Origin of the sequence: Chelatococcus sp. CO-6, from assembly GCF_001271345.1 — a bacterium.
In the GTDB taxonomy this organism is placed as follows: domain Bacteria; phylum Pseudomonadota; class Alphaproteobacteria; order Rhizobiales; family Beijerinckiaceae; genus Chelatococcus_A; species Chelatococcus_A caeni.
Genome location: NZ_CP012398.1, coordinates 1,872,915 through 1,898,835 on the forward strand (window position 1 = coordinate 1,872,915; position 25,921 = coordinate 1,898,835).

The 25,921-nt window shown below is 68.6% G+C and carries 24 protein-coding genes and 1 tRNA gene; 3 read left to right on the forward strand and 22 right to left on the reverse strand.

Annotated elements, in window-relative coordinates; genetic code table 11:
* Nucleotides 1-11 precede the first annotated feature (11 nt).
* On the reverse strand, nucleotides 12-2,216 hold the full coding sequence (locus AL346_RS08815) for a primosomal protein N' (protein WP_019402733.1): 2,205 nt from the start codon (nucleotides 2,214-2,216) through the stop codon (nucleotides 12-14).
* Nucleotides 2,217-2,286: 70 nt separating this feature from the next.
* Here AL346_RS08815 and AL346_RS08820 point away from each other — a divergent pair, with 70 nt between their 5' ends.
* Nucleotides 2,287-3,219 carry a tyrosine recombinase XerC gene (locus AL346_RS08820; RefSeq protein ID WP_019402732.1) on the forward strand — a complete coding sequence of 311 codons (933 nt, stop codon included), beginning with the start codon at nucleotides 2,287-2,289 and terminating at the stop codon, nucleotides 3,217-3,219.
* Nucleotides 3,220-3,519: 300 nt separating this feature from the next.
* Here the strand turns inward: AL346_RS08820 and lpdA are convergent, their stop codons facing one another.
* From lpdA to AL346_RS25345, 10 genes are all read right to left on the reverse strand, one after another.
* A complete protein-coding gene (gene lpdA, locus AL346_RS08825; protein ID WP_019402731.1) occupies nucleotides 3,520-4,920 on the reverse strand; it encodes a dihydrolipoyl dehydrogenase in 1,401 nt (466 codons plus the stop codon).
* A 101-nt stretch (nucleotides 4,921-5,021) separates the two neighbouring features.
* A complete protein-coding gene (gene odhB / locus AL346_RS08830; RefSeq protein WP_019402730.1) occupies nucleotides 5,022-6,254 on the reverse strand; it encodes a 2-oxoglutarate dehydrogenase complex dihydrolipoyllysine-residue succinyltransferase in 1,233 nt (410 codons plus the stop codon).
* A gap of 73 nt (nucleotides 6,255-6,327) precedes the next feature.
* A complete protein-coding gene (locus tag AL346_RS08835; protein WP_019402729.1) occupies nucleotides 6,328-9,288 on the reverse strand; it encodes a 2-oxoglutarate dehydrogenase E1 component in 2,961 nt (986 codons plus the stop codon).
* Nucleotides 9,289-9,491: 203 nt separating this feature from the next.
* Nucleotides 9,492-10,376 carry a succinate--CoA ligase subunit alpha gene (sucD, locus tag AL346_RS08840; RefSeq protein WP_053193536.1) on the reverse strand — a complete coding sequence of 295 codons (885 nt, stop codon included), beginning with the start codon at nucleotides 10,374-10,376 and terminating at the stop codon, nucleotides 9,492-9,494.
* Between the two features lie 3 nt (nucleotides 10,377-10,379).
* Nucleotides 10,380-11,576 carry an ADP-forming succinate--CoA ligase subunit beta gene (gene sucC, locus AL346_RS08845; protein ID WP_019402727.1) on the reverse strand — a complete coding sequence of 399 codons (1,197 nt, stop codon included), beginning with the start codon at nucleotides 11,574-11,576 and terminating at the stop codon, nucleotides 10,380-10,382.
* Nucleotides 11,577-11,676: 100 nt separating this feature from the next.
* The gene (gene mdh / locus AL346_RS08850; protein WP_019402726.1) at nucleotides 11,677-12,642 is read right to left on the reverse strand and encodes a malate dehydrogenase; all 966 of its coding nucleotides are present in this window, start codon (nucleotides 12,640-12,642) and stop codon (nucleotides 11,677-11,679) included.
* 303 nt (nucleotides 12,643-12,945) lie between these two features.
* A complete protein-coding gene (locus AL346_RS08855; protein WP_019402725.1) occupies nucleotides 12,946-13,569 on the reverse strand; it encodes a TetR/AcrR family transcriptional regulator in 624 nt (207 codons plus the stop codon).
* Nucleotides 13,566-14,798 carry a cell division protein ZapE gene (gene zapE / locus AL346_RS08860; protein WP_050996645.1) on the reverse strand — a complete coding sequence of 411 codons (1,233 nt, stop codon included), beginning with the start codon at nucleotides 14,796-14,798 and terminating at the stop codon, nucleotides 13,566-13,568. Before zapE ends, AL346_RS08855 begins: the two co-directional genes overlap by 4 nt.
* Before the next feature lie 39 nt (nucleotides 14,799-14,837).
* Nucleotides 14,838-15,464 carry a glutathione S-transferase family protein gene (locus tag AL346_RS08865; RefSeq protein ID WP_019402723.1) on the reverse strand — a complete coding sequence of 209 codons (627 nt, stop codon included), beginning with the start codon at nucleotides 15,462-15,464 and terminating at the stop codon, nucleotides 14,838-14,840.
* A complete protein-coding gene (locus AL346_RS25345; protein WP_157672253.1) occupies nucleotides 15,461-15,658 on the reverse strand; it encodes a hypothetical protein in 198 nt (65 codons plus the stop codon). The genes AL346_RS08865 and AL346_RS25345 overlap by 4 nt, the downstream gene beginning before the upstream one ends.
* On the opposite strand from AL346_RS25345, the gene AL346_RS08870 reads away from it, so the two are divergent.
* Nucleotides 15,651-16,238, forward strand: coding sequence for a GNAT family N-acetyltransferase (locus AL346_RS08870; RefSeq protein WP_019402722.1), 588 nt, complete (start codon nucleotides 15,651-15,653; stop codon nucleotides 16,236-16,238). The genes AL346_RS25345 and AL346_RS08870 overlap by 8 nt on opposite strands.
* Before the next feature lie 43 nt (nucleotides 16,239-16,281).
* On the opposite strand, the gene AL346_RS08875 is transcribed toward AL346_RS08870, so the two are convergent.
* The 9 genes from AL346_RS08875 to AL346_RS08915 all read right to left on the reverse strand — a co-directional run bounded on the left by AL346_RS08875 (nucleotide 16,282) and on the right by AL346_RS08915 (nucleotide 23,714).
* Nucleotides 16,282-16,959, reverse strand: coding sequence for an AprI/Inh family metalloprotease inhibitor (locus tag AL346_RS08875; RefSeq protein WP_245303229.1), 678 nt, complete (start codon nucleotides 16,957-16,959; stop codon nucleotides 16,282-16,284).
* 205 nt (nucleotides 16,960-17,164) lie between these two features.
* On the reverse strand, nucleotides 17,165-17,950 hold the full coding sequence (locus AL346_RS08880; protein WP_019404943.1) for a succinate dehydrogenase iron-sulfur subunit: 786 nt from the start codon (nucleotides 17,948-17,950) through the stop codon (nucleotides 17,165-17,167).
* A 75-nt stretch (nucleotides 17,951-18,025) separates the two neighbouring features.
* Nucleotides 18,026-20,062, reverse strand: coding sequence for a succinate dehydrogenase flavoprotein subunit (gene sdhA, locus AL346_RS08885; RefSeq protein WP_019404942.1), 2,037 nt, complete (start codon nucleotides 20,060-20,062; stop codon nucleotides 18,026-18,028).
* A 4-nt stretch (nucleotides 20,063-20,066) separates the two neighbouring features.
* Nucleotides 20,067-20,462 (reverse strand): succinate dehydrogenase, hydrophobic membrane anchor protein, encoded by a 396-nt coding sequence (gene sdhD / locus AL346_RS08890; protein WP_019404941.1) that lies wholly within the window; start codon nucleotides 20,460-20,462, stop codon nucleotides 20,067-20,069.
* Nucleotides 20,463-20,473: 11 nt separating this feature from the next.
* On the reverse strand, nucleotides 20,474-20,887 hold the full coding sequence (gene sdhC, locus AL346_RS08895) for a succinate dehydrogenase, cytochrome b556 subunit (protein WP_019404940.1): 414 nt from the start codon (nucleotides 20,885-20,887) through the stop codon (nucleotides 20,474-20,476).
* Nucleotides 20,888-21,024: 137 nt separating this feature from the next.
* On the reverse strand, nucleotides 21,025-22,071 hold the full coding sequence (locus AL346_RS08900) for a MaoC family dehydratase (RefSeq protein ID WP_053193543.1): 1,047 nt from the start codon (nucleotides 22,069-22,071) through the stop codon (nucleotides 21,025-21,027).
* 94 nt (nucleotides 22,072-22,165) lie between these two features.
* On the reverse strand, nucleotides 22,166-23,077 hold the full coding sequence (folD, locus tag AL346_RS08905) for a bifunctional methylenetetrahydrofolate dehydrogenase/methenyltetrahydrofolate cyclohydrolase FolD (RefSeq protein WP_019404938.1): 912 nt from the start codon (nucleotides 23,075-23,077) through the stop codon (nucleotides 22,166-22,168).
* Complete coding sequence (locus AL346_RS08910; protein WP_019404937.1) at nucleotides 23,074-23,400, reverse strand: DUF167 family protein; 327 nt, start codon at nucleotides 23,398-23,400, stop codon at nucleotides 23,074-23,076. The genes folD and AL346_RS08910 overlap by 4 nt, the downstream gene beginning before the upstream one ends.
* Before the next feature lie 23 nt (nucleotides 23,401-23,423).
* Nucleotides 23,424-23,714, reverse strand: coding sequence for a YggT family protein (locus tag AL346_RS08915; protein WP_019404936.1), 291 nt, complete (start codon nucleotides 23,712-23,714; stop codon nucleotides 23,424-23,426).
* 147 nt (nucleotides 23,715-23,861) lie between these two features.
* On the opposite strand from AL346_RS08915, the gene AL346_RS08920 reads away from it, so the two are divergent.
* Nucleotides 23,862-23,937: transfer RNA gene (locus AL346_RS08920), tRNA-Ala, on the forward strand.
* Nucleotides 23,938-24,049: 112 nt separating this feature from the next.
* Here the strand turns inward: AL346_RS08920 and AL346_RS08925 are convergent.
* A complete protein-coding gene (locus AL346_RS08925; protein WP_026015621.1) occupies nucleotides 24,050-24,559 on the reverse strand; it encodes a DUF4411 family protein in 510 nt (169 codons plus the stop codon).
* A gap of 10 nt (nucleotides 24,560-24,569) precedes the next feature.
* Entirely contained in the window at nucleotides 24,570-25,784 is a 1,215-nt protein-coding gene (locus AL346_RS08930; RefSeq protein ID WP_019404934.1) for an ImmA/IrrE family metallo-endopeptidase, read from the reverse strand.
* Nucleotides 25,785-25,921: the final 137 nt, after the last annotated feature.

The following is a 25,921-nucleotide window of genomic DNA, read 5'->3' on the forward strand; positions in this document are numbered from 1 at the left end:
GAGATAGGGCCTCACATGAAGCTCATCGGGTCGACGTCCACCGTCACGCGGATGCGCTGCGGCGGCTTCGGCGTTCGTGCGATCCAGGCGCGCAGGTAGCCCTGCAGGTCGCTGTCGCGCGCTGCCCGCACCAGCAGGCGAAAGCGGTAGCGGCCGCGGATGAGGGCGAGCGGCGCCTCCGCCGGGCCGAGCACGTCGATATCATCCGGCGCCTCGGCCGAGCGGGCGAGGGCGCGGGTGTGCGCCTCGGCCTCGCCGCGGTCGGGGGCTGAGACGATGATGGCGGCGAGGCGCCCGAAGGGCGGCAGGCCGGCGGCCTCGCGCACCGCCTCCTCCTCGGCGTAGAAGGCCGCGGCATCGCCCGACAGGAGCGCCCGCATCACGGGATGGTCGGGCTGGTAGGTCTGCAGCAGCGCCCGCCCCGGCCGGTCGCCGCGCCCGGCCCGGCCCGTCACCTGCTGCAGGAGCTGGAAGGTGCGCTCGGAGGCGCGCGGATCGCCGCTCGCGAGCCCCACATCGGCATCGACCACGCCGACGAGCGTCAATTGCGGGAAGTTGTGGCCCTTGGCGACCAGCTGGGTGCCGATGACGATGTCGGCCTCGCCCGCGGCGATGGCCTCGAGCTCGCGGCGCAGGCGCTCGACGCCGCCGGGGAAGTCGCTCGACAGCGTGATGACGCGCGCATCCGGAAAATGCTCCACGACCTCCTCGGCGAGCCGCTCGACGCCCGGTCCGCAGGCGGCGAGCGCATCCACCGTGCCGCATTCCGGGCAATTGTCCGGCCGCCGTTCCACATGGCCGCAATGGTGGCAGACGAGGGCGCGGCGGAAGCGGTGCTCCACCAGCCAGGCCGAGCAGTTGGGGCACTGGAAGCGGTGGCCGCAGCTGCGGCAGAGCGTCAAGGGCGCGTAGCCGCGCCGGTTGAGGAAGAGCAGGCTCTGCTCGCCGGCCGCGCGCGTCTCGCGCATGGCGGCAAGCAGCGGCGGCGACAGCCAGCGGCCGCGCTCGGGGGCCTTCTTGCGCATGTCGATGGCGCGCATCGTCGGCAAGGTACGGCCGCCGAAGCGCTCGGGCAGCACGAGATGGCGATAACGCCCGCGAGCCGCGTTGACGCGCGTCTCGACCGACGGGGTGGCGGAGGCGAGGACGACGGGCGCCTTGTCGATGCGCGCCCGCACGATGGCCATGTCGCGCGCGTGGTAGAGCGCCCCTTCCTCCTGCTTGTAGGCCTGCTCGTGCTCCTCGTCGATGACGACGAGGCCGAGGTCGCTGAAGGGCAGGAAGAGGGCCGAGCGCGCCCCGGCGACCACCTTCACCTCGCCCGCGGCAACCGCCCGGTGCAGGCGCTCGCGCTTGCGGCCGGAGATGCCCGAATGCCATTCGGCCGGGGCCGTGCCGAAGCGGGCGGCGAAGCGTCCGAGGAACTGTGCCGTGAGCGCGATCTCGGGCATCAGGATCAGCGCCTGCCGACCCTGCCGCAGGGCCTCGGCCACCGCCTCGAAATAGACCTCCGTCTTGCCCGAGCCGGTGACGCCCTCGACGAGCGTCACCGAGAAATTGCGCTCGGCGACGGCCGCGCGCAGCACCGCCGCGGCCGGCTCCTGATCCGGCGACAGCGCCGCCGGCGCATGCTCCGGATCCGGCAGGCCCGCCACCGGTTCCGGCGGCAGGGCGACCGCCTCGAGCGTGCCGGTATCGACGAGGCCGTTGATCACGGCAAGGCTCACGCCGGCGCGCTCGGCGAGGTCCCCCTTGGTGTAGACGAGCCCGCCCTCGGCCGCGGCGATGACCCGGAGACGGGCCGCGGTCAGGCGCTCGGGCGGCGCGCCGGCGAGGCGCACGCCGACGCGCACCTGTTCCGCCCGGTCCTCGCCCGGGATGCGCAGGGCGAGGCGCATGGCGAGCCCGAGCGGGGCGAGCGTGTACCAGGCGATCCAGTCGATGAGCCGGCGCAGGTCCTCCCCCATGGGCGGCACGTCCACCCGGCCGAGGACGCTCTTGAGATTGGCGCCGGCGCCCTCGCGCAACGCCCAGACCACGCCGACGGTCTGGCGCGGCCCGAGCGGCACGACGACGACGTCGCCCTCCGCCAGCGCCGTGCCGGCGGGCACGGCGTAGGAATAGGCCTTGTCGAGCGCCACGGGCACGACGACGTCGGCGATGCGGCTTCCCGCCCGCCCCTCGTCGATCGCGCCGTTTTCGGAAGGCATGTCCATGCGCCCTGGCATAACACCGATTCGCCCGCCTGTTCACGCGCCGTTAGGGCAGCCGGTGGATGCTTCGTCCATGATCGACCTGCCCGACGACACCTTCCGCGCCTGCCAGTCGTGGCTCGCCCATCTTGCCGGCGAGCGGCGCCTGTCGCCGAAGACGCTGGAAGCCTATGGCCGCGACGCGCGCCAGTTCTTCACCTTCCTCACCGATCATTTCGGCGGACCGCCGACGCTCGACGCCATCGCGCGGCTGAAGCCGATGGACCTGCGCGCCTTCCTCGCCGCCCGCCGCGCGGCCGGTGTCACCGGGCGCTCGCTGATGCGCCAGCTCGCGGCGCTGCGCTCCTTCGCCCGGCATCTGGAACGCGCCGGCCTCGGCACGGCATCCGCCTTCGTCGCCATGCGCGCGCCGAAGGTGTCGAAAGGCCTGCCCCGCCCACTGACGGCCGAGGCCGCGCGCGCCGTGGCGGATGCCGACAGCCGCGCCGGCGAGGCGCGCGAGGGCTGGATCCTCGCACGTGACGCGGCCGTGATGACCCTGCTCTACGGCTGCGGCCTGCGCATCTCCGAGGCGCTCGGCCTCAAGGGGACGGACGTCAAGGCGCTCGCGGCGGGCAGCCTCATCGTCACCGGCAAGGGCGGCAAGATGCGCGAGGTGCCGGTGCTGCCGCAGGTGGCGCGGGCGGTGGCGGACTATGTCGCCGCCTGCCCCTACCAGCTCAAGGCGGACGGACCGCTCTTCGTCGGTGCCCGCGGCGGCCCGCTGTCGCCGCGCATCATCCAGCTCGCCATGGAGCGCCTGCGCGGCGCCCTCGGCCTGCCGGCGAGCGCGACGCCGCACGCCCTGCGCCATTCCTTCGCCAGCCACCTGCTCGGCCGCGGTGGCGACCTGCGCGCCATCCAGGAACTGCTCGGCCACGCCTCGCTGTCGACGACGCAGATCTACACCAAGGTCGACGCCACCCGGCTGCTCGCCGCCTACGACGCGGCGCACCCGCGGGCGTGAGGCTTTGCAACCGTGAGGCCCGGCAACGAGAGGGCTCGGAGTGACGCTCCGGGTCCCCTTGTCGCTCGGCGCCATGCGCTTCGGCGCAGTTCTGCTGGCCTGTTGAGGCGCCATCTCCGGCCGTCATGCCCGCGCTCGTCGCGGGCATTCACGCCCTGTCACGATGTGCAACGTCTGGGCGTGGATGGCCGGGACAAGCCCGGCCATGACGGTGGCGAGGGCCGGCTCCTCCGCTCTCACGCATGAACAGCGGACGGTCGGGCGGGAGCGGAAAGCCGCCGTCCCGACCGGGCGCCGCGCTCACATGTGAATGGCGCGCTTCTCCACGGCCATCGCCGCCTCCTTCACCGCTTCCGAGCGGGTGGGGTGGGCGTGGCAGGTGCGGGCGAGATCCTCGGACGAGCCGCCGAACTCCATCAGCACGGCCGCCTCGTGGATCATCTCGCCGGCCTCGGCGCCGACGATGTGCACGCCGAGCACCTTGTCGGTGGTCGCGTCGGCGAGCACCTTCACGAAGCCGTCGGTCTCCTGGTTCACCTTGGCGCGGCCGTTGGCGGTGAAGGGAAACTTGCCGACGGAATAGGCGATGCCGGCCTCCTTCAGCTCCTCCTCCGTCTTGCCGACGGCGGCGACTTCCGGGAACGTGTAGACCACGCCCGGGATGACGTCGTAGTTCACGTGGCCCGCCTTGCCGGCGATGATCTCGGCCACCGCCACGCCCTCATCCTCGGCCTTGTGGGCGAGCATGGGACCGGCGATGACGTCGCCGATGGCGTAGATGCCCGGCACCTTGGTCTGGAGATGCGCATCGACGATGATGCGGCCGCGCTTGTCGGTCTCGATGCCGACGTCGTCGAGCCCCAGGCCCTTGGTGTAGGGCACGCGGCCGATGGCGACGAGCACGATGTCGGCCTCGATCACCTCGGCCGCGCCGCCGGCGGCGGGTTCAATCGTCACCTTCGCCCCACCGGCGCCAGTCTCGACCTTCGTCACCTTGCTGCCGAGCTTGAAGGCGAAGCCCTGCTTGGCCAGCATGCGCTGGAAGTTCTTCGCCACCTCGCCGTCCATGCCGGGCAGGATGCGGTCGAGGAACTCGACCACCGTGACCTCGGCGCCGAGGCGCCGCCACACAGAGCCGAGCTCGAGGCCGATGACGCCGGCACCGACGACGACGAGCTTGCCCGGCACCTTGGAAAGCTCCAGCGCGCCCGTGGACGAGACGACGACCTTCTCGTCGATGGTCACGCCCGGCAGCTGGGCGACGTCCGAGCCGGTGGCGATGACGATGTTCTTCGTCTCCAGCGTCTGGACCGTGCCGTCCTCGGCCTTCACCTCCACCTTGCCGGGGGCGAGGATGCGGCCCGTGCCGTTGAAGGCGTCGATCTTGTTCTTCTTCAGCAGGAACTCGACACCCTTGGTGTTGCCGTCGATGCCCTCCTGCTTGAAGGCGAGCATCTGCTTGAGGTCGAGCTTCGGCGCGGCGACGGAGATGCCCATCCCGGCGAAGGCGTGCCCGGCTTCCTCGAAACGGTGCGAAGCGTGCAGCAGCGCCTTGGAGGGGATGCAGCCGACGTTGAGGCAGGTGCCGCCGTGCGTCTTGCGCTTCTCCACCACGGCAACCTTCTGGCCGAGCTGGGCGGCGCGGATGGCACAGACATAGCCGCCGGGGCCGGTGCCGATGACGATCGTGTCGTAGGACATGGGGCGGGCTCCGTGTGAGACGTCATGGCCGGGTCACCCCGGCCATCGATGCGTCCCGATCGAGCGAGAGAGAATCCGGCGGAATGCCGGGCGGGGAGGGATCAGAGGTCGAGCACGAGACGCGCCGGGTCCTCGAGGTTCTCCTTCACGCGCACCAGGAAGGTGACGGCTTCCTTGCCGTCGATGATGCGGTGGTCGTAGGAGAGCGCGAGATACATCATCGGGCGGATGACGACCTGGCCGTTGCGGGCGACCGGGCGCTCCTCGATGCGGTGCATGCCGAGGATGGCCGACTGCGGCGCGTTGAGGATCGGCGTCGAGAGCAGCGAGCCGTAGACGCCGCCGTTGGAGATGGTGAAGGTGCCGCCCTGCATCTCCTCGATCTTCAGCTGGCCGTCGCGGGCGCGCTTGCCGAAGTCGCCGATCGTCTTCTCGATGCCGGCGACCGAGAGCGCGTCGGCATCGCGCACCACCGGCACGACGAGGCCCTTCTCGGTGCCGACGGCGACGCCGACGTGATAGTAGTTCTTGTAGATGATGTCGGTGCCGTCGATCTCGGCATTGACGGCCGGCAGCTCCTTCAGCGCCTGCACGCAGGCCTTCACGAAGAAGCCCATGAAGCCGAGCTTGACGCCGTGCTTCTTCTCGAAGGCGTCCTTGTACTGGCTGCGCAGCGCCATCACGCCCGACATGTCGACGTCGTTGAACGTCGTCAGCATGGCGGCGGTCTGCTGGGCGTCCTTGAGGCGGCGGGCGATGGTCTGGCGCAGCTTGGTCATGCGCACGCGCTCCTCGCGCGAGGCATCGTCCGGCGCCGAGGGGGCGCGGACCTGCACCGGGGCGGACGGCGCCTGCGGGGCGGAGACGCCCGAGGCGACGGCGGCCAGCATGTCGCCCTTGGTCACGCGACCGTCCTTGCCGGTGCCGCCGACGGCGGCGGGGGAGACGCCCGTCTCCTCGGCGATGCGGCGCACGGCCGGGCCGTGGTCGTCGGCGGCGCCGGGCGCTGCGGCCGCGGCCTTGGGGGCTTCCGCCTTGGGCGCCTCTTCCTTCTTCTCGGCGGGCTTCTCGGCCGCCTTGGCGACCGCGCCGCCCGCACCCTCGGTGATGGAGCCGAGGAGAGCGCCGACCTCCACCGTGTCGCCCTCGTTCACCGCCACTTCGGCGAGGACGCCGGCGGAGGGGGCATTGACCTCGAGCGTGACCTTGTCGGTCTCGAGCTCGACGAGCGGCTCGTCGGCCTTCACGGCTTCGCCGGGCTTCTTGAACCAGCGGCCGATGGTGGCCTCGGTGACGGATTCGCCCAGGGTGGGCACGCGGATTTCGGTCGCCATGATCTTCGTTTTCGTCTCTAGGCCACGCGGCCGGGTTGAAAGGGCGGGGGGCGGCCGTGCCGCCGCCCCGGCGTTACGCGGCGAAGGCCTCGTCGAGGAAGGCCTGCAGCTGGGCGAGGTGCTTCGACATCAGGCCCGTGGCGGTGGCGGCGGAGGCCGCCCGGCCGACGTAGCGCGGACGCTTCACCTTGGAGCCGGCATGGTCGAGCACCCACTCGAGATAGGGCTCGACGAAGGTCCAGGCGCCCATGTTCTTCGGCTCTTCCTGGCACCAGACCACCTCGGCGCGCGGGAAGCGCTGCAGCTCGGTGGCCAGCGACTTGGCCGGGAACGGGTAGAGCTGCTCGGCCCGGAGCAGGTAGACGTCGTCGATGCCGCGCTTCTCGCGCTCCTCGTAGAGGTCGTAGTAGACCTTGCCCGAGCACAGCACGACGCGGCGGATCTTGTCGTCCTTGACGAGCTTGATCGCCTCGCCCGACAGCCGCTCGGCGTCGTCCTTGAGGATGCGGTGGAAGGTGGTGCCCTCGCCGAGCTCCGCGAGGCTCGACACGCAGCGCTTGTGGCGCAGCAGCGACTTCGGCGTCATCAGGACGAGTGGCTTGCGGAAGTCGCGCTTGAGCTGCCGGCGCAGGATGTGGAAGTAGTTCGCCGGCGTCGTGCAGTTGGCGACCTGCATGTTGTCCTCGGCGCACATCTGCAGGTAGCGCTCGAGGCGGGCGGAGGAGTGCTCCGGACCCTGGCCCTCGTAGCCGTGCGGCAGCAGGAGCACGAGGCCCGACATGCGCAGCCACTTGCGCTCGCCGGAGGAGATGAACTGGTCGACGACCACCTGCGCGCCGTTGGCGAAGTCGCCGAACTGCGCCTCCCACAGCGTCAGCGCATTGGGCTCCGACAGGGTGTAGCCGTATTCGAAGCCGAGCACGGCCTCTTCCGAGAGCATCGAGTTGATGACCTCGTAGCGCGCCTGGCCGTCGCGGATGTTGTTGAGGGGCGTGTAGCGGTCCTCGTTCTCCTGGTCGACGAGCACGGAATGACGCTGGCTGAAGGTGCCGCGTTCGCTGTCCTGGCCGGACAGGCGCACGGGGTGGCCTTCGAGCACGAGCGAGCCGAAGGCGAGCGCCTCGCCGGTTGCCCAGTCGATGCCCTCTCCGGTCTCGATCATCTTGCGGCGGTTGTCGAGGAAGCGCTTGATCGTGCGATGCACGTTGAAGCCGTCCGGCACGTCGCAGATGCGCTCGCCGATCGTCTTCAGCGTGTCGACGGCCACGCCCGAGGCGCCGCGGCGCGGATCGTCCGCATCCTCGCGCACGGCCTTGAGGCCGGACCAGCGCCCGTCCAGCCAGTCGGCCTTGTTGGGCTTGTAGGCCTGGGCCGCCTCGAACTCGGTGTCGAGCTTGGCACGCCACTGCTCGCGCGCCTCGTCGACCTCGGCCTGGGTGACGACCTTCTCGTCGACGAGCTTCTTGGCGTAGATCTCCAGCGTCGAGGGATGCTGGCGGATCTTCTTGTACATCAGCGGCTGGGTGAAAGCCGGCTCGTCGCCCTCGTTATGGCCGAAGCGACGGTAGCAGAACATGTCGATGACGACCGGCTTGTGGAACTTCTGCCGGAACTCCGTCGCGATCTTGGCGGCGAAGGTCACCGCCTCCGGGTCGTCGCCGTTGACGTGGAAGACCGGCGCCTCGACCATCTTCGCCACGTCGGACGGATAGGGCGAGGAGCGCGAGTAGCGCGGGTTCGTCGTGAAGCCGATCTGGTTGTTGATGATGAAGTGCAGCGAGCCGCCGGTGCGGTGGCCCTTGAGGCCGGAGAGGCCGAGGCACTCGGCCACCACGCCCTGGCCGGCGAAGGCCGCATCGCCGTGGATGAGGAGCGGCAGCACCTTGGAGCGCTCGACCGTGTCGCCGAGCTGGTCCTGCTTGGCGCGCACCTTGCCGAGCACGACGGGATCGACGATCTCGAGATGCGAGGGGTTGGCGGTGAGCGACAGGTGCACCTTGTTGCCGTCGAACTCGCGGTCGGCCGAGGCGCCGAGGTGGTACTTCACGTCACCCGAGCCTTCCACGTCGTCCGGGGCGAACGAGCCGCCCTTGAACTCGTGGAAGATGGCGCGGTGCGGCTTGCCCATCACCTGGGCGAGCACGTTGAGGCGGCCGCGGTGGGCCATGCCGAAGACGATGTCCTCGACGCCGAGCGCGCCGCCGCGCTTGATGATCTGCTCCAGCGCCGGGATGATCGCCTCGCTGCCGTCGAGGCCGAAGCGCTTGGTGCCGGTGTACTTGATGTCGAGGAACTTCTCGAAGCCCTCGGCCTCGATGAGCTTGTTGAGGATCGCCCGCTTGCCGCGGTCGGTGAAGGCGATCTCCTTGTCCGGCCCCTCGATGCGCTCCTGGATCCACGCCTTCTCGGTCGGGTCCGAGATGTGCATGAACTCGACGCCGAGCGTCTGGCAGTAGGTGCGGCGCAGGATCGAGAGCATCTGGTTGATGGTCGCGAACTCGAGGCCGAGCACGTTGTCGATGAAGATCGGCCGGTCGTAGTCGGCTTCCGTGAAGCCGTAGGTCGCCGGATGCAGCTCCTCGTGGTCCTTGCGCGGCTCGATGGCCAGCGGGTCGAGGTCGGCGTGCAGGTGGCCGCGCATGCGGTAGGCGCGGATCATCATGAGGGCGCGCACGGAATCGCGCGTCGCCTGCAGCACCTGCGCCTCGGACAGCTCGACGCCGGCCTTCTGCGCCTTGGCCTTGATCTTGTCGCCGACGGCCTTGTCGACCGGCGCCCAGTTGCCGTCGAGCGCCGAGACGAGCTCGCCGTTGAGCGGCACGGGCCAATGCGGCTTCTTCCAGGATGCTCCCCGCGCGTTCTTCGTGATCAGCGCGGCATCGTCCTTGAGGCCTGCGAAGAACGTCTGCCACTCGGCATCGACCGAGGTCGGGTTCTGCTGGTAGCGGGCGTACAGCTCCTCGATGTAGGCGGCATTGCCGCCGTAGAGGAACGAGGTTTGGGCGAAGAGATCGTTGGCGTCCTGGCGTGCCATTGGTCCTGGTCCTGCCGGAACCTTCGAGGAGGATCCTCGACGGATGTCAGGGCCGGTTGCCCGGCCCCGGATCCGCAGCCTCCGGTTGGGCTGCGGATGGTGGGAGGACCGCCCAAGAGCGGTCCGAGAGTGGCGAAATCAAGTCGAACCTTATGAACGATGCGTGAGCAAAAGGTTGCCGTCGCCCACGCATCGCCGCTTCGTCAGCCCTTGAGGACCTCGACGAGGGTCTTGCCGAGCCGCGCCGGGGAGGGCGACACGCGGATGCCCGCCGCCTCCATCGCCGCGATCTTGTCCTCGGCGCCGCCCTTGCCGCCGGAGATGATGGCGCCGGCATGGCCCATGCGGCGGCCGGGCGGGGCGGTGCGGCCCGCGATGAAGCCCACCATCGGCTTCTTGCGGCCCTTCTTCGCCTCGGCCTTGAGGAACTCGGCGGCCTCCTCCTCGGCCGAGCCGCCGATCTCGCCGATCATGATGATCGACTCGGTCTTGGGATCGGAGAGGAACAGGTCGAGCACCTCGATGAACTCGGTGCCCTTCACCGGGTCGCCGCCGATGCCCACGGCCGAGGTCTGGCCGAGGCCTTCCTGCGTCGTCTGGAACACGGCCTCATAGGTCAGCGTGCCGGAGCGCGAGACGATGCCGACGTTGCCGGGGCGGAAGATGTTGCCCGGCATGATGCCGATCTTCGATTCGCCCGCCGTTACCACGCCCGGGCAGTTCGGCCCGATGAGGCGCGACTGCGAGCCGGAGAGGGCGCGCTTGACCTTCACCATGTCGAGCACCGGGATGCCCTCGGTGATGCAGACGATGAGCGGGATCTCGGCCGCGATCGCCTCGCAGATGGCGTCGGCCGCACCCGCCGGCGGCACGTAGATGACGGAGGCGTCGGCGCCCGTCTTCTCGCGCGCCTCGGCCACCGTGTCGAACACGGGCAGGCCGAGATGCGTCGAGCCGCCTTTGCCCGGCGAGGTGCCGCCGACCATCTTGGTGCCGTAGGCGATGGCCTGTTCGGAGTGGAAGGTGCCGTTCTTGCCGGTGAAGCCCTGGCAGATGACCTTGGTGTTCTTGTCGATGAGGATGGACATCGATCAGGCTCCCTTCACGGCCTTGACGATCTTCTGCGCCGCGTCGTCGAGGTCGTCGGCGGAAATGACGTTGAGACCGGATTCGTTCAGGATCTTCTTGCCGAGCTCGACATTGGTGCCCTCGAGGCGCACGACGAGCGGCACCTTGAGGCCGACCTCCTTCACCGCGGCGATCACGCCCTCGGCGATGACGTCGCACTTCATGATGCCGCCGAAGATGTTGACGAGGATGCCCTGCACGTTCGGGTCGGCGGTGATGATCTTGAAGGCCGCGGTGACCTTCTCCTTGGATGCGCCGCCGCCGACGTCGAGGAAGTTCGCCGGCTCCTCGCCGTAGAGCTTGATGATGTCCATCGTCGCCATGGCGAGGCCGGCGCCGTTGACCATGCAGCCGATGGTGCCGTCGAGGGCGATGTAGGCGAGGTCGTGCTTGGACGCCTCGATCTCCTTCTCGTCCTCCTCGGTCACGTCGCGCAGGGCGACGACGTCCGGGTGCCGGTAGAGGGCGTTGGAATCGAAGGACACCTTGGCGTCGAGGCACTTCAGCTGGCCGTCCTTGGTGACGATCAGCGGGTTGATCTCGAGCATCGCCATGTCCTTGGCGACGAAGGCGGCGTAGAGCTTCTCGACGAGGCTGCCGGCCTGCTTGGCGAGGTCGCCGGAAAGGCCGAGCGCCCTGGCGACCGTGCGGCCGTGGTGCGGCATCACGCCGGTCGCGGGGTCGATCGAGAAGGTGAGGATCTTCTCAGGAGTGCTGTGCGCGACCTCCTCGATGTCCATGCCGCCCTCCGTCGAAACGACGAAGGCGACGCGGCTCGTGGCGCGGTCGACGAGGGCGGAGAGGTAGAACTCGCGCTCGATGTCCGAGCCGTCCTCGATGTAGATGCGGTTGACCTGCTTGCCGGCCGGGCCGGTCTGAACGGTCACGAGCGTGTTGCCGAGCATCTGGCCGACGAAGGTCTTCACCTCCTCCACCGACTTGGCGAGGCGCACGCCGCCCTTCTCGCCCGCCTCGGGCTCCTTGAACTTGCCCTTGCCGCGCCCGCCGGCGTGGATCTGGCTCTTGACGACCCACAGCGGCCCGCCGAGCTCTTTCGCCGCGGCTTCCGCCTCGTCGACGGAGAAGACGGCCTTGCCGGCCGAGACCGGGGCGCCGAATTCCTTCAGGACGGCCTTGGCCTGGTACTCGTGAATGTTCATGCGATTCCTCCGCGTCATGCCCGCTTGGGGGCACCCGCGCGCTCATGGCGCGGCGCTGGAAACGGCGATGGCCGGGCGAGCCGGCCATCGGATTGACGGGTCAGCCCGCGAAGGCCGGGTTGATGCCCTTGCAGGCCTCGACGAGGCCCTGCACGGACGCGACCGACTTCTCGAACATCGCCTTCTCGGCGTCGTTCATGGCGATCTCGACCACGCGCTCCACGCCGCCGGCGCCGATGACGATCGGCACGCCGACGAACATGTCCTTGACGCCGTACTCACCGTCGAGGTGGGCGGCGCAGGGCAGCACGCGCTTCTTGTCCTTGAGGTAGCTCTCGGCCATGGCGATGGCCGAGGCCGCCGGGGCGTAGAAGGCCGAGCCGGTCTTCAGGAGGTTGACGATCTCGCCGCCGCCCTTGCGGGTGCGCTCGACGATGGCGTCGAGCTTGTCCTGGCTGGTCCAGCCCATCTTGACGAGGTCCGGCAGCGGGATGCCGGCGACCGTCGAGTAGCGCACCAGCGGCACCATGTCGTCGCCGTGGCCGCCGAGCACGAAGGCGGTGACATCCTCCACCGAGACCTTGAACTCCTCGGCGAGGAAGTAGCGGAAGCGGGCCGAGTCGAGCACGCCGGCCATGCCGACGATCTTGTTCTTCGGCAGGCCGGAGGCCTTCTGCAGCGCCCACACCATGGCGTCGAGCGGGTTGGTGATGCAGATGACGAAGGCATCCGGGGCATATTGCTTGATGCCCTGGCCGACCGATTCCATCACCTTGAGGTTGATGCCGAGCAGGTCGTCGCGGCTCATGCCCGGCTTGCGCGGCACGCCGGCGGTGACGATGATGACGTCCGCGCCCTCGATATCCGCATAGGACTGGGTGCCCTTGTAGGCGGCGTCGAAGCCGTCCACCGGGGAGGACTCGGCGAGGTCGAGGCCTTTGCCCTGCGGAATGCCTTCGGCGATGTCGAAGAGCACGACGTCGCCGAGCTCCTTCAAGCCGACGAGATGGGCGAGGGTGCCGCCGATCTGGCCGGCGCCGATCAGCGCGATCTTCTTACGGGCCATGTGAGAAACCGTCCTTCAGTTCGAGGAGGGGACGCATCCCGGAAAACCGCGGTTTCTTTGACTCAAACGGGGTTCTGCTTCAAGACGTGCAAAACCCGCCGCGGTGATGGCCTTTGCCGCCAGGGCCGTTCGCACCCACTGGCCCCGGCGGCGAAAAGAAAGATGGTGCAAGGGCTTGGCGATTTCCAGCGGCCCATGGCCCGGGCCTGCCGCCCGCCGAGTCTTTTTGTTACAGTTTTCAGATATTGTAACTCGAAGGAGGCCCGGCTCCCCGCCGGGGCTCGCCGGCGCGTCGGAGCGCGCTCATACGTAGCCGGCTTTGAGAGCCCGGAGCGCGACGCGCATGATCGTCGCCAGCCGCTCCTCCAGCATGTCGCGCGGGCGCTCCGTATCGAGCTTGACCGCCGTCGGGTGGGTGAAGCGGAAGAGGATGTCGGTGAGGAAGGTCAGCGCCTGCTCGCGGTCCTTCGGGTTGAAGGCGCCGGTCGCCAGCCCCTCGTCGACCACGCGGCCGACGAACATGCGCACCCGGCCGCGGTGGCGCCGGGCGACGCCGCGGTTCGCCTCGGCGGCGGCGACGAAGAGGTCGAAGATCGGCGGGTCGTTCTCGGCGAGGTCGCGATAGTCGCGCGCGAGCGCGAGGATGAGCCGCTCCAGCTTGTCGTCCGCCGGGTCCGGCGCGCTCGCGACGTCGGCGAGGAAGGTCTCGACCGGGCGCAGGGCCGCCTGCACGACGGCGTCGAGCAGGTCGCGCTTGGAGGGGAAGTAGCGGTAGACATTGGCATGCGTCATGCCCGCTTCCTGGGCGACGCCGACGACCGTGACGCGCGTCGCCCCGAGGCGGCGCACATGCTCGGCCGCGATGTCGAGCAGCCGCACGTCCGCCGTCTGCGGCGTCGTGCGGGCTGCCCGGCGCGGGGCGCTCATGTCTCGACGAGGCCCGTCGTGTCGCCCGAGGCGCGGGAATCGCCCTGGCCGTGCGGCAGGGCGAGATAGTCTTCGGACCGCATCTCGATGAGCCGCGACACCGTGCGGTCGAACTCGAAGACCTCGCGGCCCTGGTCGGCGCGGTAGAGCGCGTGCGGCTCCGCTTCGGCGGAGGCGATGAGCTTCACGTGCTTCTCGTAGAGCGTGTCGATGAGCGTGATGAAGCGCTTGGCCGCGTTGCGTTGGGCAAGGTCCATCACCGGGATGCCGGCGAGAATGATGCAGTGGTAGCGCTCGGCGAGGGCGAGGTAGTCCGAGGCGCCGAGCGGGCGCTCGCAGAGCTCGGCGAACGAAAAGCGCGCCACGCCGTCGCTGGCGCTCGGCACCGGCACCGTGCGGCCCTTGACGTGGACGGCCGCCGGCTTGCCCTCGTGCCGGCCGGTGAGGCGGAAGAACGCTTCGTCCAGCGCCGCCTCGGCCGCCGCATCCGCCGGCACGTGATAGACCGGGCTGCCGGCGAGCTTCTCGAGACGGAAGTCGGTGCGGGAATCGAGGCGCAGCACCTCGACCCGGTGCGTCAGCAGGTCGATGAACGGCAGGAACAGCGCCCGGTTGAGCCCGTTCTCGTAGAGGCGGTCCGGCTCCACGTTCGACGTGGCGACCACGGTGACGCCGCGCGCGAAGAGGGCCGTGAACAGCCGGCCGAGGATCATCGCATCGGCGATGTCCGTGACGGTGAACTCGTCGAAGCACAGGAGCCAGGCCTCGGCCGCCAGCGCGTCCGCCACATGCGGGATGGGGTCGCCGTCCTTCTCGCGGCCGTCCTTGACCTTCTGGCGGTGGGCGAAGATGCGCTCGTGCACATCGGCCATGAAGGCGTGGAAATGGGCACGGCGCTTGCGCTCGGGCGGCGCGACCTCGAAGAAGAGGTCCATCAGCATGGTCTTGCCGCGGCCGACCGAGCCCCAGATGTAGAGGCCCTTGAGCGGCTCGGCCTTCTCGTTGCGCTTGCCGAACAGCCAGCCGAGCGGGCTCGCCTTGCGCGCGAGGCGCCGCTCGCCGAGCCGCTGCGCGAGGTCGTCGAGCCGCGCCACGAGGTGTTCCTGCGCCGGGTCACGCTCGATCACGCCCTCGCTGACGAGGGCGTCGTAGCGTGCGCGCACGCTGGCGGCGGTCTGCCGGGCAAGGCGGGGCTCGATGGTCACGGGAGGGGATTTAGCGTCTCGCATGCCGCCGCACAATCGCCGCGCTGTCGCGCCGGCCGCTGATCAGCCCGGCTCCCGCGGCATGAGATCGTAGGGGTGGGCCCAGCCGGGCAGGGCGGCGATGCGCCGCGTCCAGGCCTCGATATTGGGGAAGGCGGACCGGTCGATGCCGGTTTCCTCGGGATAATAGAGATATCCGACCATGGAGATGTCGGCGATGGTCGGCGTGTCGCCGACCATGAAGGAGCGCTTGGCGAGGTGCTTCTCGACGATGTCGAAGGCGGCGAGCGCGCGTGCCCGCAGGAACTCCGTCACCGGGCTCTCGCCCATCTTCTTGAGGCCGACCATGAAGCGCAGCGTGGCGAAATAGCTGGTGAACTTGTGATTGTCGAAGAGGATCCAGCGCAGGATGTCGTAGCGCTCCTCGGCATCATGCCCGCCGAAGCGCCCGTGCCGTTCGGCGAGATGAGTGAGGATCGCGCCGCTCTGGGTGAGCCGCTGTCCGCCGTGCTCCAGCACCGGCACCTCGCCCATCTCGTTGCAGCTGTCACGAAAGGCCGCGCCGCGCGTCTCGCCGTTGAAGAAGTCGACGAAGCGCGGCTGCCAGTCGCAGCCGCACAGGTTCAGCATCAGGGCGACCTTATAGGCGTTCCCGGACTGGCCGAAACAGTGGAGGATATAGTCGCTCATCGTCGCGCCCTGTGCCTCTTTCGCATGCCGATCTCGCGCGCCAGTTGAACGCAAACCGGCAGGCCGCGCCAGACCGGGGCGGCATCCTGGCGCTTGAATTTCATGTTGCATTGCACAATATGTGCCGGGTCTAGGGAAACCGCGCCCTCGGGGGTCGAAGCAATATCGACCACCGAGAGAACGACGATGGACACATCCTCCGGGCCTTCCGGCACCATTCGCAAGCTGTTCGCGGCCGATTTGCCCGCGTTCCGCGCCCATCTGCTGCGCCTCGATCCGGCCAGCCGCCACAGCCGCTTTATCGGCGCGGTGACCGATGCCTATCTCGCCGGCTATGCCGACCGCTGCCTCGCCTCGCGGGGGCTCGTCTTTGGCTTCGTCGAGGACGGCGTCGTGCGCGGCGCGGCCGAGCTGCAGCCCTTCGAGATCAGCGGCGAGCGGCGGGCCGAGGCCGCCTTCAGCGTCGAGCGCGGCTGGCGCCGGCGCGGCATCGGCAGCGCGCTCTTTGCCCGCCTCATCGTCAGCGCCCGCAACCGCGGCGCTGCGGCGCTCGTCGTCAACTGCATGAGCGAGAACGGCGCCATGCGCGCGCTGGCGCGGCGCTTCTCGGCCGAGATCGTCTTCGAGCGCGGGGATCTCATCGGCACGATCAAGGGCCTTGGACCGACGCCCTTCTCCCTCGCCGAAGAGATGATCGACGATGCGCACGGCCTTGCCATGAGCGCGCTCGACTACCAGCGACGCTTCATGGCTCCGTCGCAGGCTCCAAACTGAAAAAGGGCGCCGCGGCGCCCTTTTTCGTCAGCCGATGCTGCCTTCAGCGGGACAGGGTGAGCGGCGCGCCGGACTTGGCGAGCACCCCGTTGAACGAGCTGCCGCCGCCCTTGAGGCGGGCGACGACGCTGCCGCGCGAATAGAGATAGACCTCGCCGTCGCGCAGGTCCCAGGCGTTGACGCTCTGCAGGTCGCGACCGCCGCAGCCGGAGGTGGAGGCCTTGTAGAGATCGAGCGCCGGGGCGCTCGACAGCGTGATGCGGCAGGAGCCGCCGGCGGCTTCGCGTGCCGTCCAGCCCCCGGTCACGGTGCTGCGCGTCGGCGCGGGCGGCGCGCTCGTCGGCTGGCTGCCCAGGCCCGCGACCGGCCCGGGCGTGCCGCCGGTGCCGGTGAGGGTGCCGTCCGGGCCGAGCGTGCCGGGCGCGACGATGGAGCCGTCGGGCGCGGCCGCCGTGCCAGGCGCCGGTGGCAGCGGGCTTGCAATCACCTCGGCGGAGCCGGAGGGCGGCATCGGCTCGAAGTCCGACCCGGCCGCGGCCGCCGCGCCGGTGCTGCGATAGCCCGCCCCGGGACCAGGGCTCGGCGAGCCGGAAAAGCGGTCCGACGCGCAGGCGGCGACGATCAGGAGCGGCGCGAGGGCGGCCAGACGCCGGGCGATGCGCATGGCGCTCGCGCCACGCCGGGCCGTTTCGGTCGTCGCATCGTGCATCGTCGGTCTCATGCTGTCCCGCTCCCGCTCTTCTTTCGGCGCGCCTGCCTTGAAAGGCAGCGCAGGCGCGCAAGCCACCGCTTTCGTCATGCCGTAAACGGCCTGATCGGGCAAGCCCGGGCGGGCGAATTGACTGATGCGAGCGCCGCGGGAAGGGCCGCCGCGCACCCAGCGTGGCGCGCGTGTCACACCCGGCCCGGGGCCGTCCGGCGCGCCGTCAGAGCTGGCGCGTGACCATCATCTGCTTGATCTCGGCGATGGCCTTCGCCGGATTGAGGCCCTTCGGGCACACGTTGGCGCAGTTCATGATCGTGTGGCAGCGGTAGAGCCGGAACGGATCCTCGAGATCGTCGAGGCGGTCGCCGGTAGCCTCGTCGCGGCTGTCGATGAGCCAGCGATAGGCTTGCAGCAGCACGGCCGGGCCCAGATAGCGGTCGCCGTTCCACCAGTAGCTCGGGCAGGAGGTGGAGCAGCACGCGCACAGGATGCACTCGTAGAGGCCGTCGAGCTTCTCGCGGTCCTCGCGGCTCTGGCGCCACTCCTTCTCCGGCTCCGGCGTCGTCGTCTTCAGCCACGGCTCGATCGAGGCGTGCTGAGCGTAGAAGCGCGTGAGGTCGGGCACCAGGTCCTTGACCACCGGCATGTGCGGCAGCGGATAGATGCGGACGTCGCCCTTCGACGTGCATTCGTCGATGCCCTTGGTGCAGGCGAGCGTGTTGGCGCCGTCGATGTTCATGGCGCAGGAGCCGCAGATGCCCTCGCGGCAGGAGCGGCGGAAGGTCAGCGTCGGGTCGATGTTGTTCTTGATGTAGATGAGCGCATCGAGAACCATCGGGCCGCAGTCGTCGCGGTCGACGTGATAGGTGTCGACGCGCGGGTTCTGTCCGTCATCCGGGTTCCAGCGATAGATGCGGAAGGCGGTCGTGTTCGCCGCCCCGTCCGGCTTCGGCCAGGCCTTGCCTTCCTTGATCTGCGAATTCTTGGGGAGGGAGAACTTGGCCATCTTGTCTCTGTCCTCGAACCTGCCGGCGTCCCGTGGCCTGCGCCACGGGCCGGATGGGATCTGTCGCGCGCGGCCTCAGTAGACGCGCGCCTTCGGCTCGATGTACTCGATGTCGTTCGACATCGTGTAGTTGTGCACCGGGCGGTAGTCGATGGTGACGGTCTTGGCCGTGTCGTCGACCCAGGCCAGGGTGTGCTTCATCCAGTTGACGTCGTCGCGCTCGGAATAGTCCTCGCGTGCATGGGCGCCGCGGCTTTCCTTGCGGTTGGCCGCGCCGTCCATCGTCACGACGGCCTGGGTGATGAGGTTGTCGAACTCGAGCGTCTCGATGAGGTCCGAGTTCCAGACGAGCGAGCGGTCGGTGACGCGCACGTCCTCCGCGCCGTGCCAGACCTCGCGGATGAGCTTCTGCCCCTCTTCCAGCACCTCGCCGGTGCGGAAGACGGCGCAGTTCGACTGCATCGTGCGCTGCATCTGGAGGCGCAGCTCGGCGGTCGGGGTTCCGCCGCTCGCATTGCGGAAGCGGTCGAGCCGCGACAGCGACAGGTCGGCCGAGTTCTTCGGCAGGTCGGCGTGCGATTCGCCCGGCTTGACGATCTCGGCGGCGCGCAGGCCCGCCGCGCGGCCGAAGACCACGAGGTCGATCAGCGAGTTGGAGCCGAGGCGGTTCGCCCCGTGCACCGACACGCAGGCCGCCTCGCCGATGGCCATCAGCCCCGGCACGACATGGTCGGGGTTGTCGCCCGCCTTGGTCACCACCTCGCCGTGGAAGTTCGTCGGGATGCCGCCCATGTTGTAGTGCACCGTCGGCAGCACCGGGATCGGCTCCTTCGTCACGTCGACGCCGGCGAAGATCTTGGCGCTCTCCGAGATGCCGGGCAGGCGCTCGTGCAGCACCGCCGGGTCGAGGTGGTCGAGGTGCAGGAAGATGTGGTCCTTGTTCTTGCCCACGCCCCGGCCTTCGCGGATCTCCATGGTCATGGAGCGCGAGACCATGTCGCGCGGCGCAAGGTCCTTCACCGACGGGGCATAGCGCTCCATGAAGCGCTCGCCCTCGGAATTGGTGAGATAGCCGCCCTCGCCGCGCGCCCCCTCGGTGATGAGGCAGCCGGCGCCGTAGATGCCGGTGGGGTGGAACTGCACGAATTCCATGTCCTGCAGCGGCAGGCCGGCGCGCAGCACCATGGCGTTGCCGTCGCCCGTGCAGGTGTGGGCGGAGGTGGCCGAGAAATAGGCGCGGCCGTAGCCGCCCGTCGCCAGGATGACGAGATGGGCGCGGAAGCGGTGGATGGTGCCGTCGTCCATCTTCAGCGCCACCACGCCGCGGCAGCGGCCCTCGTCGTCCATGATGAGGTCGATGGCGAAATATTCGATGAAGAACTCGGTGTTGTTCCGCAGTGCCTGGCCGTAGAGCGTGTGCAGGATGGCATGGCCGGTGCGGTCGGCGGCGGCGCAGGTGCGCTGGGCCGGCGGGCCCTTGCCGAAGTCGGTCGTCATGCCGCCGAAGGGCCGCTGGTAGATGCGCCCGTCGACGGTGCGGGAGAAGGGCACGCCCCAGTGCTCGAGCTCGTAGACGGCGGCGGGCGCGTTGCGCACCAGATATTCGATGGAATCCTGGTCGCCGAGCCAGTCCGACCCCTTCACGGTGTCGTACATGTGCCAGCGCCAGTCGTCCGGCCCCATGTTGGCGAGCGAGGCGGCGACGCCGCCCTGGGCCGCCACGGTGTGCGAGCGCGTGGGGAAGACCTTGGTGACGCAGGCCGTCTTGAGGCCCGCCTGGGCGCAGCCGACGGTGGCACGCAGCCCGGCGCCGCCGGCGCCGACGACCACCACGTCGAAGGTGTGGTCGGTGATCGGATAGGCCTGGCCGGTATAGGCCGGGCGGGGAATGCGCAGGATGCTGCCCCGGCCGGCGCCATCGCCCTGCGCCGCCCGCGCGCGCGGCGTGCGCACGGCCTTGGGCGGCGCCTCGACGGCGGTGCCGGCGACCTCCGGTGCGGCGGCGGTCGGTGCGGCAGTGGTCGACGCGGCGGCCTTGGCCCTCGTGCTGCGGCGCGCCGGGGCGCTCGTCTCGGTGCCGGGGGTGGTTCCGTTGCTGGGTGCCTTGGCCATGAACTTACATCCCGCCGAAGGAGATCTTGAGAACCGCGAAGACCGCGGCGGCTGCCACGAGCAGGGCGAAGAAGGTGTTGGCGATCACGGCAGCGACCTTGGCGCCGCCGTGAACGTAGTCCTCGATGATGACCTGCATGCCGATGCGCATGTGATAGGTCGCCGAGAGGATGAAGAGGAGCAGGAGGAGCGCCACGAGCGGGCTGCGCACGAGGGCGATCGCCTCCGCGTAGCCGCTGCCCGCCGCGCGGATCACGATGGCGATGAAGGCCACCGCCAGCAATGCGTTGGAGATCGCCGTGAGGCGCTGGTGCCAGAAATGCCCGGTGCCGGATCTGGCCGAGCCGAGCCCGCGGACGCGGCCAAGCGGCGTGCGCAGCGAGTGCTTCGTCGATGACATGAAATGCCTCCTCACGAGACCGCGTAGCCGACCACCCACACGAGGAGCGTGAGCGTGGCCGAGGCGATGAGGGTCATGCGGGCGAGGTTCTGGCGGGCGGCGGCATCGAAGCCGAGGCCCACGTCCCAGATGAGGTGGCGGATGCCGCCGAACATGTGGTGCAGCAGCGTCCAGGTGTAGCCGAAGAGGATCAGCCGGCCGAGGAAGGAGCCGAAGAACCACTGCGCGGTCTCGAAGGCCTCAGGCCCGCTCGCCAGCGCCAGCAGCCAGGCGACCAGGAGGAGGGTGCCCACATAGAGGGCCGAGCCGGTGACGCGATGGACTACCGACATCGCCATCGTCCACGTCCAGCGGTAGATCTGGAGGTGCGGCGAGAGGGGGCGGATGTCTTCCGGTCTCGTCCCGGGCGCTTTCGCCTCGGCCATGTGGGGCCTCCCCGCTTGCAGTCTGGAGTTGCTCGAAGCTATCGGCTTCGTAACGAATGTGGGCGGCAACCGCAATGCAGCATGCCGCCAAAGGCGGTGACATTTTTCCAGCTTTGTAACCGCTTCCTTGCGCCGCCTTATCGCGGCAGAAGCGCCCAATAGTCGAAATCGAGCACGACGGCGGGGTCGTATTCAGAGCCGTTTCGGCCCGGAAAACCGGTGCACGGCGCATTCTTCGCCGCGATGGTGCGCAGCCTCAGGGCGCCCATGTCGCTGCGGCCCTCGAGCTCGGCGGTGTCGAGCACCTCGCTCCAGCAATAGACGGTGTCGCCGGCAAAGAGCGGCGCCACATGGCGCCCGCCGTTGATGGCGGCGATGTGAAAGGCATTGCCGAGGCCGTTGAAGGACAGCGCCCGTGCCAGCGAGATCACGTGGCCGCCGTAGATCAGCCGCCGGCCGAAGCGCGAGCCGGTGGCGGCGTGCTGGTCGAAATGCACCCGGGCGGTGTTCTGGTAGAGCCGGGTCGCGAGCTGGTGCTCGGCCTCCTCCACCGTCATGCCGTCCACATGGTCGATGCGCTCGCCGATGCGGAAGTCGCCCCAGCGCCAGGGGCTGCCGGCAAGGCCGAAGTCATAGGCCTCGACGTCGATGGGCGGGCAGCCGATGCCGAGGTGCGAGGGCTCGACGCTGTCCGCGAGCTGCGGCACGTGCTGGTCCGCGACGGACGCCGCCTCGTCGCGCTTCTTCACCATCACCCAGCGCACATATTCGAGCACCTCGGCCCCGTCGGAGCGCAGCCCGCGCGTGCGCACGTAGACGACGCCGGTCTTGCCGTTGGAATTTTCCTTGAGCCCGATGACCTCGGAGACGGCCGACAGCGTCTCGCCGGGATAGACGGGCTTCAGGAAGCGGCCTTCCGCATAGCCGAGGTTGGCGACCGCATTGAGGGAGATGTCCGGCACGGTCTTGCCGAAGACGACATGGAAGACGAGGAGATCGTCGAGGGGGCTGCGCTCGTAGCCGATCTGCGCGGCGAGGACGTCCGAGGACTGCACGGCGAAGCGCGTGCCGTAGAGCGCCGAATAGAGCGCGGCATCGCCCGCCGTCACCGTGCGCGGCGTCGCGTGGCGGATCACCTCGCCGAGGCGGAAATCCTCGAAGAACCGGCCGGCGCTGGTCTTCATCGGCAATGCTGTGTCCATCGGCTCCTCCCTCGCTGTTTCGCGAGAGACTAGCCTACATGCTGCACTGCGCCATTGCGACCTTGGGCGGAGGCGTTCAGGCCGACGGCACGTCCACCACGACGCCGGTGCGGGCGACCGCCGCCGCGAGCGTGTTGCGCAGGAGGCAGGCGATGGTCATTGGCCCGACGCCGCCCGGCACGGGGGTGATGGCGCCGGCATGCTGCACCGCCTCGTCATAGGCCACGTCGCCGACGAGCCGCGTCTTGCCCTCGCCGCGCTCGGGCGCCGGGATGCGGTTGATGCCGACGTCGATGACGATGGCGCCGGGCTTCACCCAGTCGCCGCGCACCATCTGCGGCCGGCCGACGGCCGCGACGAGGATGTCGGCGCGGCGGCACACGGCCGGCAGGTCGCGCGTCTTGGAATGGGCGACGGTGACCGTGCAGCTCTCGGCGAGGAGCAGCTGCGCCATCGGCTTGCCGACGATGTTGGAGCGCCCGACGACGACCGCCTCGAGCCCGGCGAGCGCCGGCTCGATGGACTTGATGAGCATCAGGCAGCCGAGCGGCGTGCAGGGCACGAGCGCGGGAAGGCCGGTCATCAGGCGCCCGGCATTCTCCGGGTGGAAGCCGTCGACGTCCTTCGCCGGCTCGATCGCCTCGATCACCTTCTGCGCGTCGATATGCGCCGGCAGCGGCAGCTGTACGAGGATGCCGTCGACCGCATCGTCCGCGTTGAGCCGCGCGACGAGGGCGAGGAGCTCGGCCTCGCCCGTCTCCGCCGGCAGGCGGTGCTCGAAGGAGGCCATGCCGGCCTCCACCGTCTGCTGCGCCTTGTTGCGCACATAGACGCTGCTCGCCGGATCCTCGCCGACGAGCACGACGGCAAGGCCAGGCGCGCGGCCGGACCTGGCGAGGAAGTCGGCCGCGGCTTCCGCCACGCGCCGGCGCAGGCCCTCGGCGAAGGCCTTGCCGTCGATGATTCGGGACGTCGGGAGCGTCGTCATGGCCGGTCCTCGTGCTTGATGAGTGCCGCGAGCCGCGCTTCCAGCATAGCGGCGTCGCCGGCGACGGTCAGGATCTTGATGCGTGCGGTGTGCCCGGAGACGAGCGTGACGGCCGAGGCGGCGACGCCGAGGCTCTTGGCGAGCAGCCGGGTGAGCGCCGCATTGGCCGCCCCGTCCTCCGGCACGGCCCGGACGCGGACCTTGATGACGGCGCGCCCGTCCGCCAGCTGCTCGACGCCCTCGATCGCATCGCGCCCGCCGCGCGGCGTCAGGCGCACCGTGAGCGTCAGCCCCTCGCCCGTGCGCGTGACGGCGCCGCTCATGCCTGCCCCACGCCGGCCGGGCTTTAGATGACCGCCGGGTAGACGTAGAGCACGATCACCCGCTGCAGGAAGAAGATGATGAGCAGCAGGATGATGGGCGAGACGTCGATGCCGCCGAGATTGGGCAGGATGGAGCGGATGGGCCGAAGCGCGGGCTCGGTGATCTGGTAGAGGAAGTTCCAGATCGCCCGCACCACGTCGTTGCGCGTGTTGACGACGTTGAAGGCGACCAGCCAGCTGATGATGGCTGAGGCGATCACGAGCCAGGTGTAGAGGTCGAGCACGACCATGAGAACATCGAGAATCGCGCGCATTGAAAATCCGGAGGATGGAGAGGACGGACGGGAGCTTCCGTTTAGCGCTCTCCGCCGCTGTGAACAACCCGTCGCGCTCGCCGCGCGATCACGCGAAACAGCAATTGACAGCCGCCCCCGCGCCGGCCTAAAACGCGCCGACCTTTAGGGGCTGTAGCTCAGTTGGGAGAGCGCTGCAATCGCACTGCAGAGGTCAGGGGTTCGAATCCCCTCAGCTCCACCACCCTCTTTTGCAGAAAAGCTGGAAAATTCGGGCCGGGTTTCGGGTGGCGCATCGCTGCGACGAAACGTGCGCCCTCTGCCCCTCACCGGCTATCCTTAGGTCCGCTCGCTGTTTAGACCGCGACTTTGGTTTTCCAGCCGGTTGAGAAATCGAGCGCCCGCAACAACCCAAAACTATTGATCCATTGAATTCCGAGAGTGTTGCAGACGTCGGGCACATGGCGATTTGCGCGCATGAGTGAGGGTTTGGAGACCTCGGTCGTCACAACGCAACGTGCTTGTGGTGCAGCCATCGCATACGCGATCAGAAATGGGTCCTTGCCCAGCTTAACCACTTCGGTGTCGTTCAGATCTGGCGCGTACCCATGGGCGGTGCACTGCTGCAGTAGCGTGATGTCGACGCTTTCATCCAAGCAGATTGCTTCCTTGTGCTCGGGCGCTTTCAGCCAGTCCGCCAAGTCGTCTGTTCCGTTGGTAATTTCTTCGAGGTTTTCGATCGGCATTTTAAGATGGCCGGCATTGCCCATATGTACGAGCCATTCCCAAAACTCGGGCACCCGGTCGAGGGGATAATAAGAGTTGTTGGCCGTAATCATTACGTTGGCATCGAGCAGATAGAGCAAGTTCTAGCCCCTATGCTGCTCGACCGGACGGATCCGCGCTGGAAAGCAGCGGAAACACGTTTGCCGGACGCACTGCCAAGATGCGTGCAGCCTTCGAGGGCGACAAGGCCCCATCTGCCACCATCCGCCGAGATAGGTCCAGCAGCCGCCCGCCAAGCCGGTGGCGACGAACGGTGTAGTAGTTCGGCCCCTCACCGTCTCGACTACGCTCCCGGTCCAACTGGCGCTTGCGGAGCCAGTGCTGCCGAAACATGGCACTCAACTGCGACCATTGAGACCGATCAATTATGCCAGCACGAAAAAGCTTATAGGTCACGAGAGAGCGACTCACCTGCCGCGCGTCGGCAATTTCGCCGATGCGCATCGCAACCTCATCCAGTGGCAGCCCCCCAACTGCGCGCTCGCGTTCGATCTCGCCATTGGGCAACAGGAAATTTCCTGCGACGTCGTTGCAGAACTGCTCAATGGCGGAAATAGCGTTCGCCCCGCTTACGCCAGTTGCGCCGAGCCAGATATGCGCCACTTCGTGAAGCAGGGTAAAGCACCACGCCCTGTCACTGTCCTGATCGTTGATGACAATGAACGGCGCAACGGGATCCGCCAAAGCGAAGCCGCGGAAAATCTCGACATCTAGGGTGCTGTGATGGCTCCCCAGATTGCCAACTAGCAGCACGAAAATGCCCGCGCGCTCGGCCCGCTCTCGAAGATAAGTAAATCCCTTTGGGGCAGTGCGGTCTCCCCGTATCCCGTTGCGGAACTGCTCACGATCAAGTTCCAGTGTTCGAACTATGGAATCGAGTACGGCCGACACACCGTCCTGCATAGTCATGGAGGCGACGAACGGCAGCGAAACCGCCTCGTCTTCGGCTTCGAGCACCGCCCGCACCATCTCTTGCCGGGCCTTGATATCTCGAATGAGTGCATCGACAAGCGCGTCGTCGCGCCGGGAATGGTCCGGCGGCAGGGTGCGGAAATCGTGCCCGCGCTCACTCACCCTTGGCGGTTGCGGCAGATAGAACGTTAGGAGCGGGCGCCGGTAGTGCTGAACCATTTTCAGCAGCAAAGGGCGGCTCGGCTCAACCGCGCCGCTCTCGTACGCCGCCAGCCGCTTAATTGCAGGCACGCCGCGTGCGTCCCTGATACCGAGCTTTTCGACGGCCTCTCCCAGGGTGAGTCCTGCCGTCTCGCGCGCCCATTGCAATATCGTTGGGTTCACCTTTGGCATAGGATCCCCGGTCTCCCTGCTCGGCCGCCACAGCTCTTCTAGAACTAACGCACTAAGGATATTTTCGTTTGAATGCACGCCACACCAAATCTGGTAGCCCGTCAAACTGTAAGTCAGCCGGGTGCAAAAATGGTGAA

What these genes read in the sequence shown, in the direction of transcription:
- sdhA (WP_019404942.1), bottom strand. Translation starts at nt 20,062, where the DNA reads ATGGCCAAGGCACCCAGCAACGGAACCACCCCCGGCACCGAGACGAGC.
- sucC (WP_019402727.1), bottom strand. Translation starts at nt 11,576, where the DNA reads ATGAACATTCACGAGTACCAGGCCAAGGCCGTCCTGAAGGAATTCGGC.
- AL346_RS08815 (WP_019402733.1), bottom strand. Translation starts at nt 2,216, where the DNA reads ATGGACATGCCTTCCGAAAACGGCGCGATCGACGAGGGGCGGGCGGGA.
- AL346_RS08930 (WP_019404934.1), bottom strand. Translation starts at nt 25,784, where the DNA reads ATGCCAAAGGTGAACCCAACGATATTGCAATGGGCGCGCGAGACGGCA.
- sdhD (WP_019404941.1), bottom strand. Translation starts at nt 20,462, where the DNA reads ATGTCATCGACGAAGCACTCGCTGCGCACGCCGCTTGGCCGCGTCCGC.
- mdh (WP_019402726.1), bottom strand. Translation starts at nt 12,642, where the DNA reads ATGGCCCGTAAGAAGATCGCGCTGATCGGCGCCGGCCAGATCGGCGGC.
- zapE (WP_050996645.1), bottom strand. Translation starts at nt 14,798, where the DNA reads ATGCGAGACGCTAAATCCCCTCCCGTGACCATCGAGCCCCGCCTTGCC.
- AL346_RS08910 (WP_019404937.1), bottom strand. Translation starts at nt 23,400, where the DNA reads ATGAGCGGCGCCGTCACGCGCACGGGCGAGGGGCTGACGCTCACGGTG.
- AL346_RS08835 (WP_019402729.1), bottom strand. Translation starts at nt 9,288, where the DNA reads ATGGCACGCCAGGACGCCAACGATCTCTTCGCCCAAACCTCGTTCCTC.
- sdhC (WP_019404940.1), bottom strand. Translation starts at nt 20,887, where the DNA reads ATGGCCGAGGCGAAAGCGCCCGGGACGAGACCGGAAGACATCCGCCCC.
- lpdA (WP_019402731.1), bottom strand. Translation starts at nt 4,920, where the DNA reads ATGTCCTACGACACGATCGTCATCGGCACCGGCCCCGGCGGCTATGTC.
- AL346_RS08900 (WP_053193543.1), bottom strand. Translation starts at nt 22,071, where the DNA reads ATGAAGACCAGCGCCGGCCGGTTCTTCGAGGATTTCCGCCTCGGCGAG.
- AL346_RS08915 (WP_019404936.1), bottom strand. Translation starts at nt 23,714, where the DNA reads ATGCGCGCGATTCTCGATGTTCTCATGGTCGTGCTCGACCTCTACACC.
- AL346_RS08820 (WP_019402732.1), top strand. Translation starts at nt 2,287, where the DNA reads ATGATCGACCTGCCCGACGACACCTTCCGCGCCTGCCAGTCGTGGCTC.
- folD (WP_019404938.1), bottom strand. Translation starts at nt 23,077, where the DNA reads ATGACGACGCTCCCGACGTCCCGAATCATCGACGGCAAGGCCTTCGCC.
- AL346_RS08855 (WP_019402725.1), bottom strand. Translation starts at nt 13,569, where the DNA reads ATGAGCGCCCCGCGCCGGGCAGCCCGCACGACGCCGCAGACGGCGGAC.
- AL346_RS08865 (WP_019402723.1), bottom strand. Translation starts at nt 15,464, where the DNA reads ATGAGCGACTATATCCTCCACTGTTTCGGCCAGTCCGGGAACGCCTAT.
- AL346_RS08875 (WP_245303229.1), bottom strand. Translation starts at nt 16,959, where the DNA reads ATGAGACCGACGATGCACGATGCGACGACCGAAACGGCCCGGCGTGGC.
- odhB (WP_019402730.1), bottom strand. Translation starts at nt 6,254, where the DNA reads ATGGCGACCGAAATCCGCGTGCCCACCCTGGGCGAATCCGTCACCGAG.
- AL346_RS08880 (WP_019404943.1), bottom strand. Translation starts at nt 17,950, where the DNA reads ATGGCCAAGTTCTCCCTCCCCAAGAATTCGCAGATCAAGGAAGGCAAG.
- sucD (WP_053193536.1), bottom strand. Translation starts at nt 10,376, where the DNA reads ATGTCCATCCTCATCGACAAGAACACCAAGGTCATCTGCCAGGGCTTC.
- AL346_RS08870 (WP_019402722.1), top strand. Translation starts at nt 15,651, where the DNA reads ATGGACACATCCTCCGGGCCTTCCGGCACCATTCGCAAGCTGTTCGCG.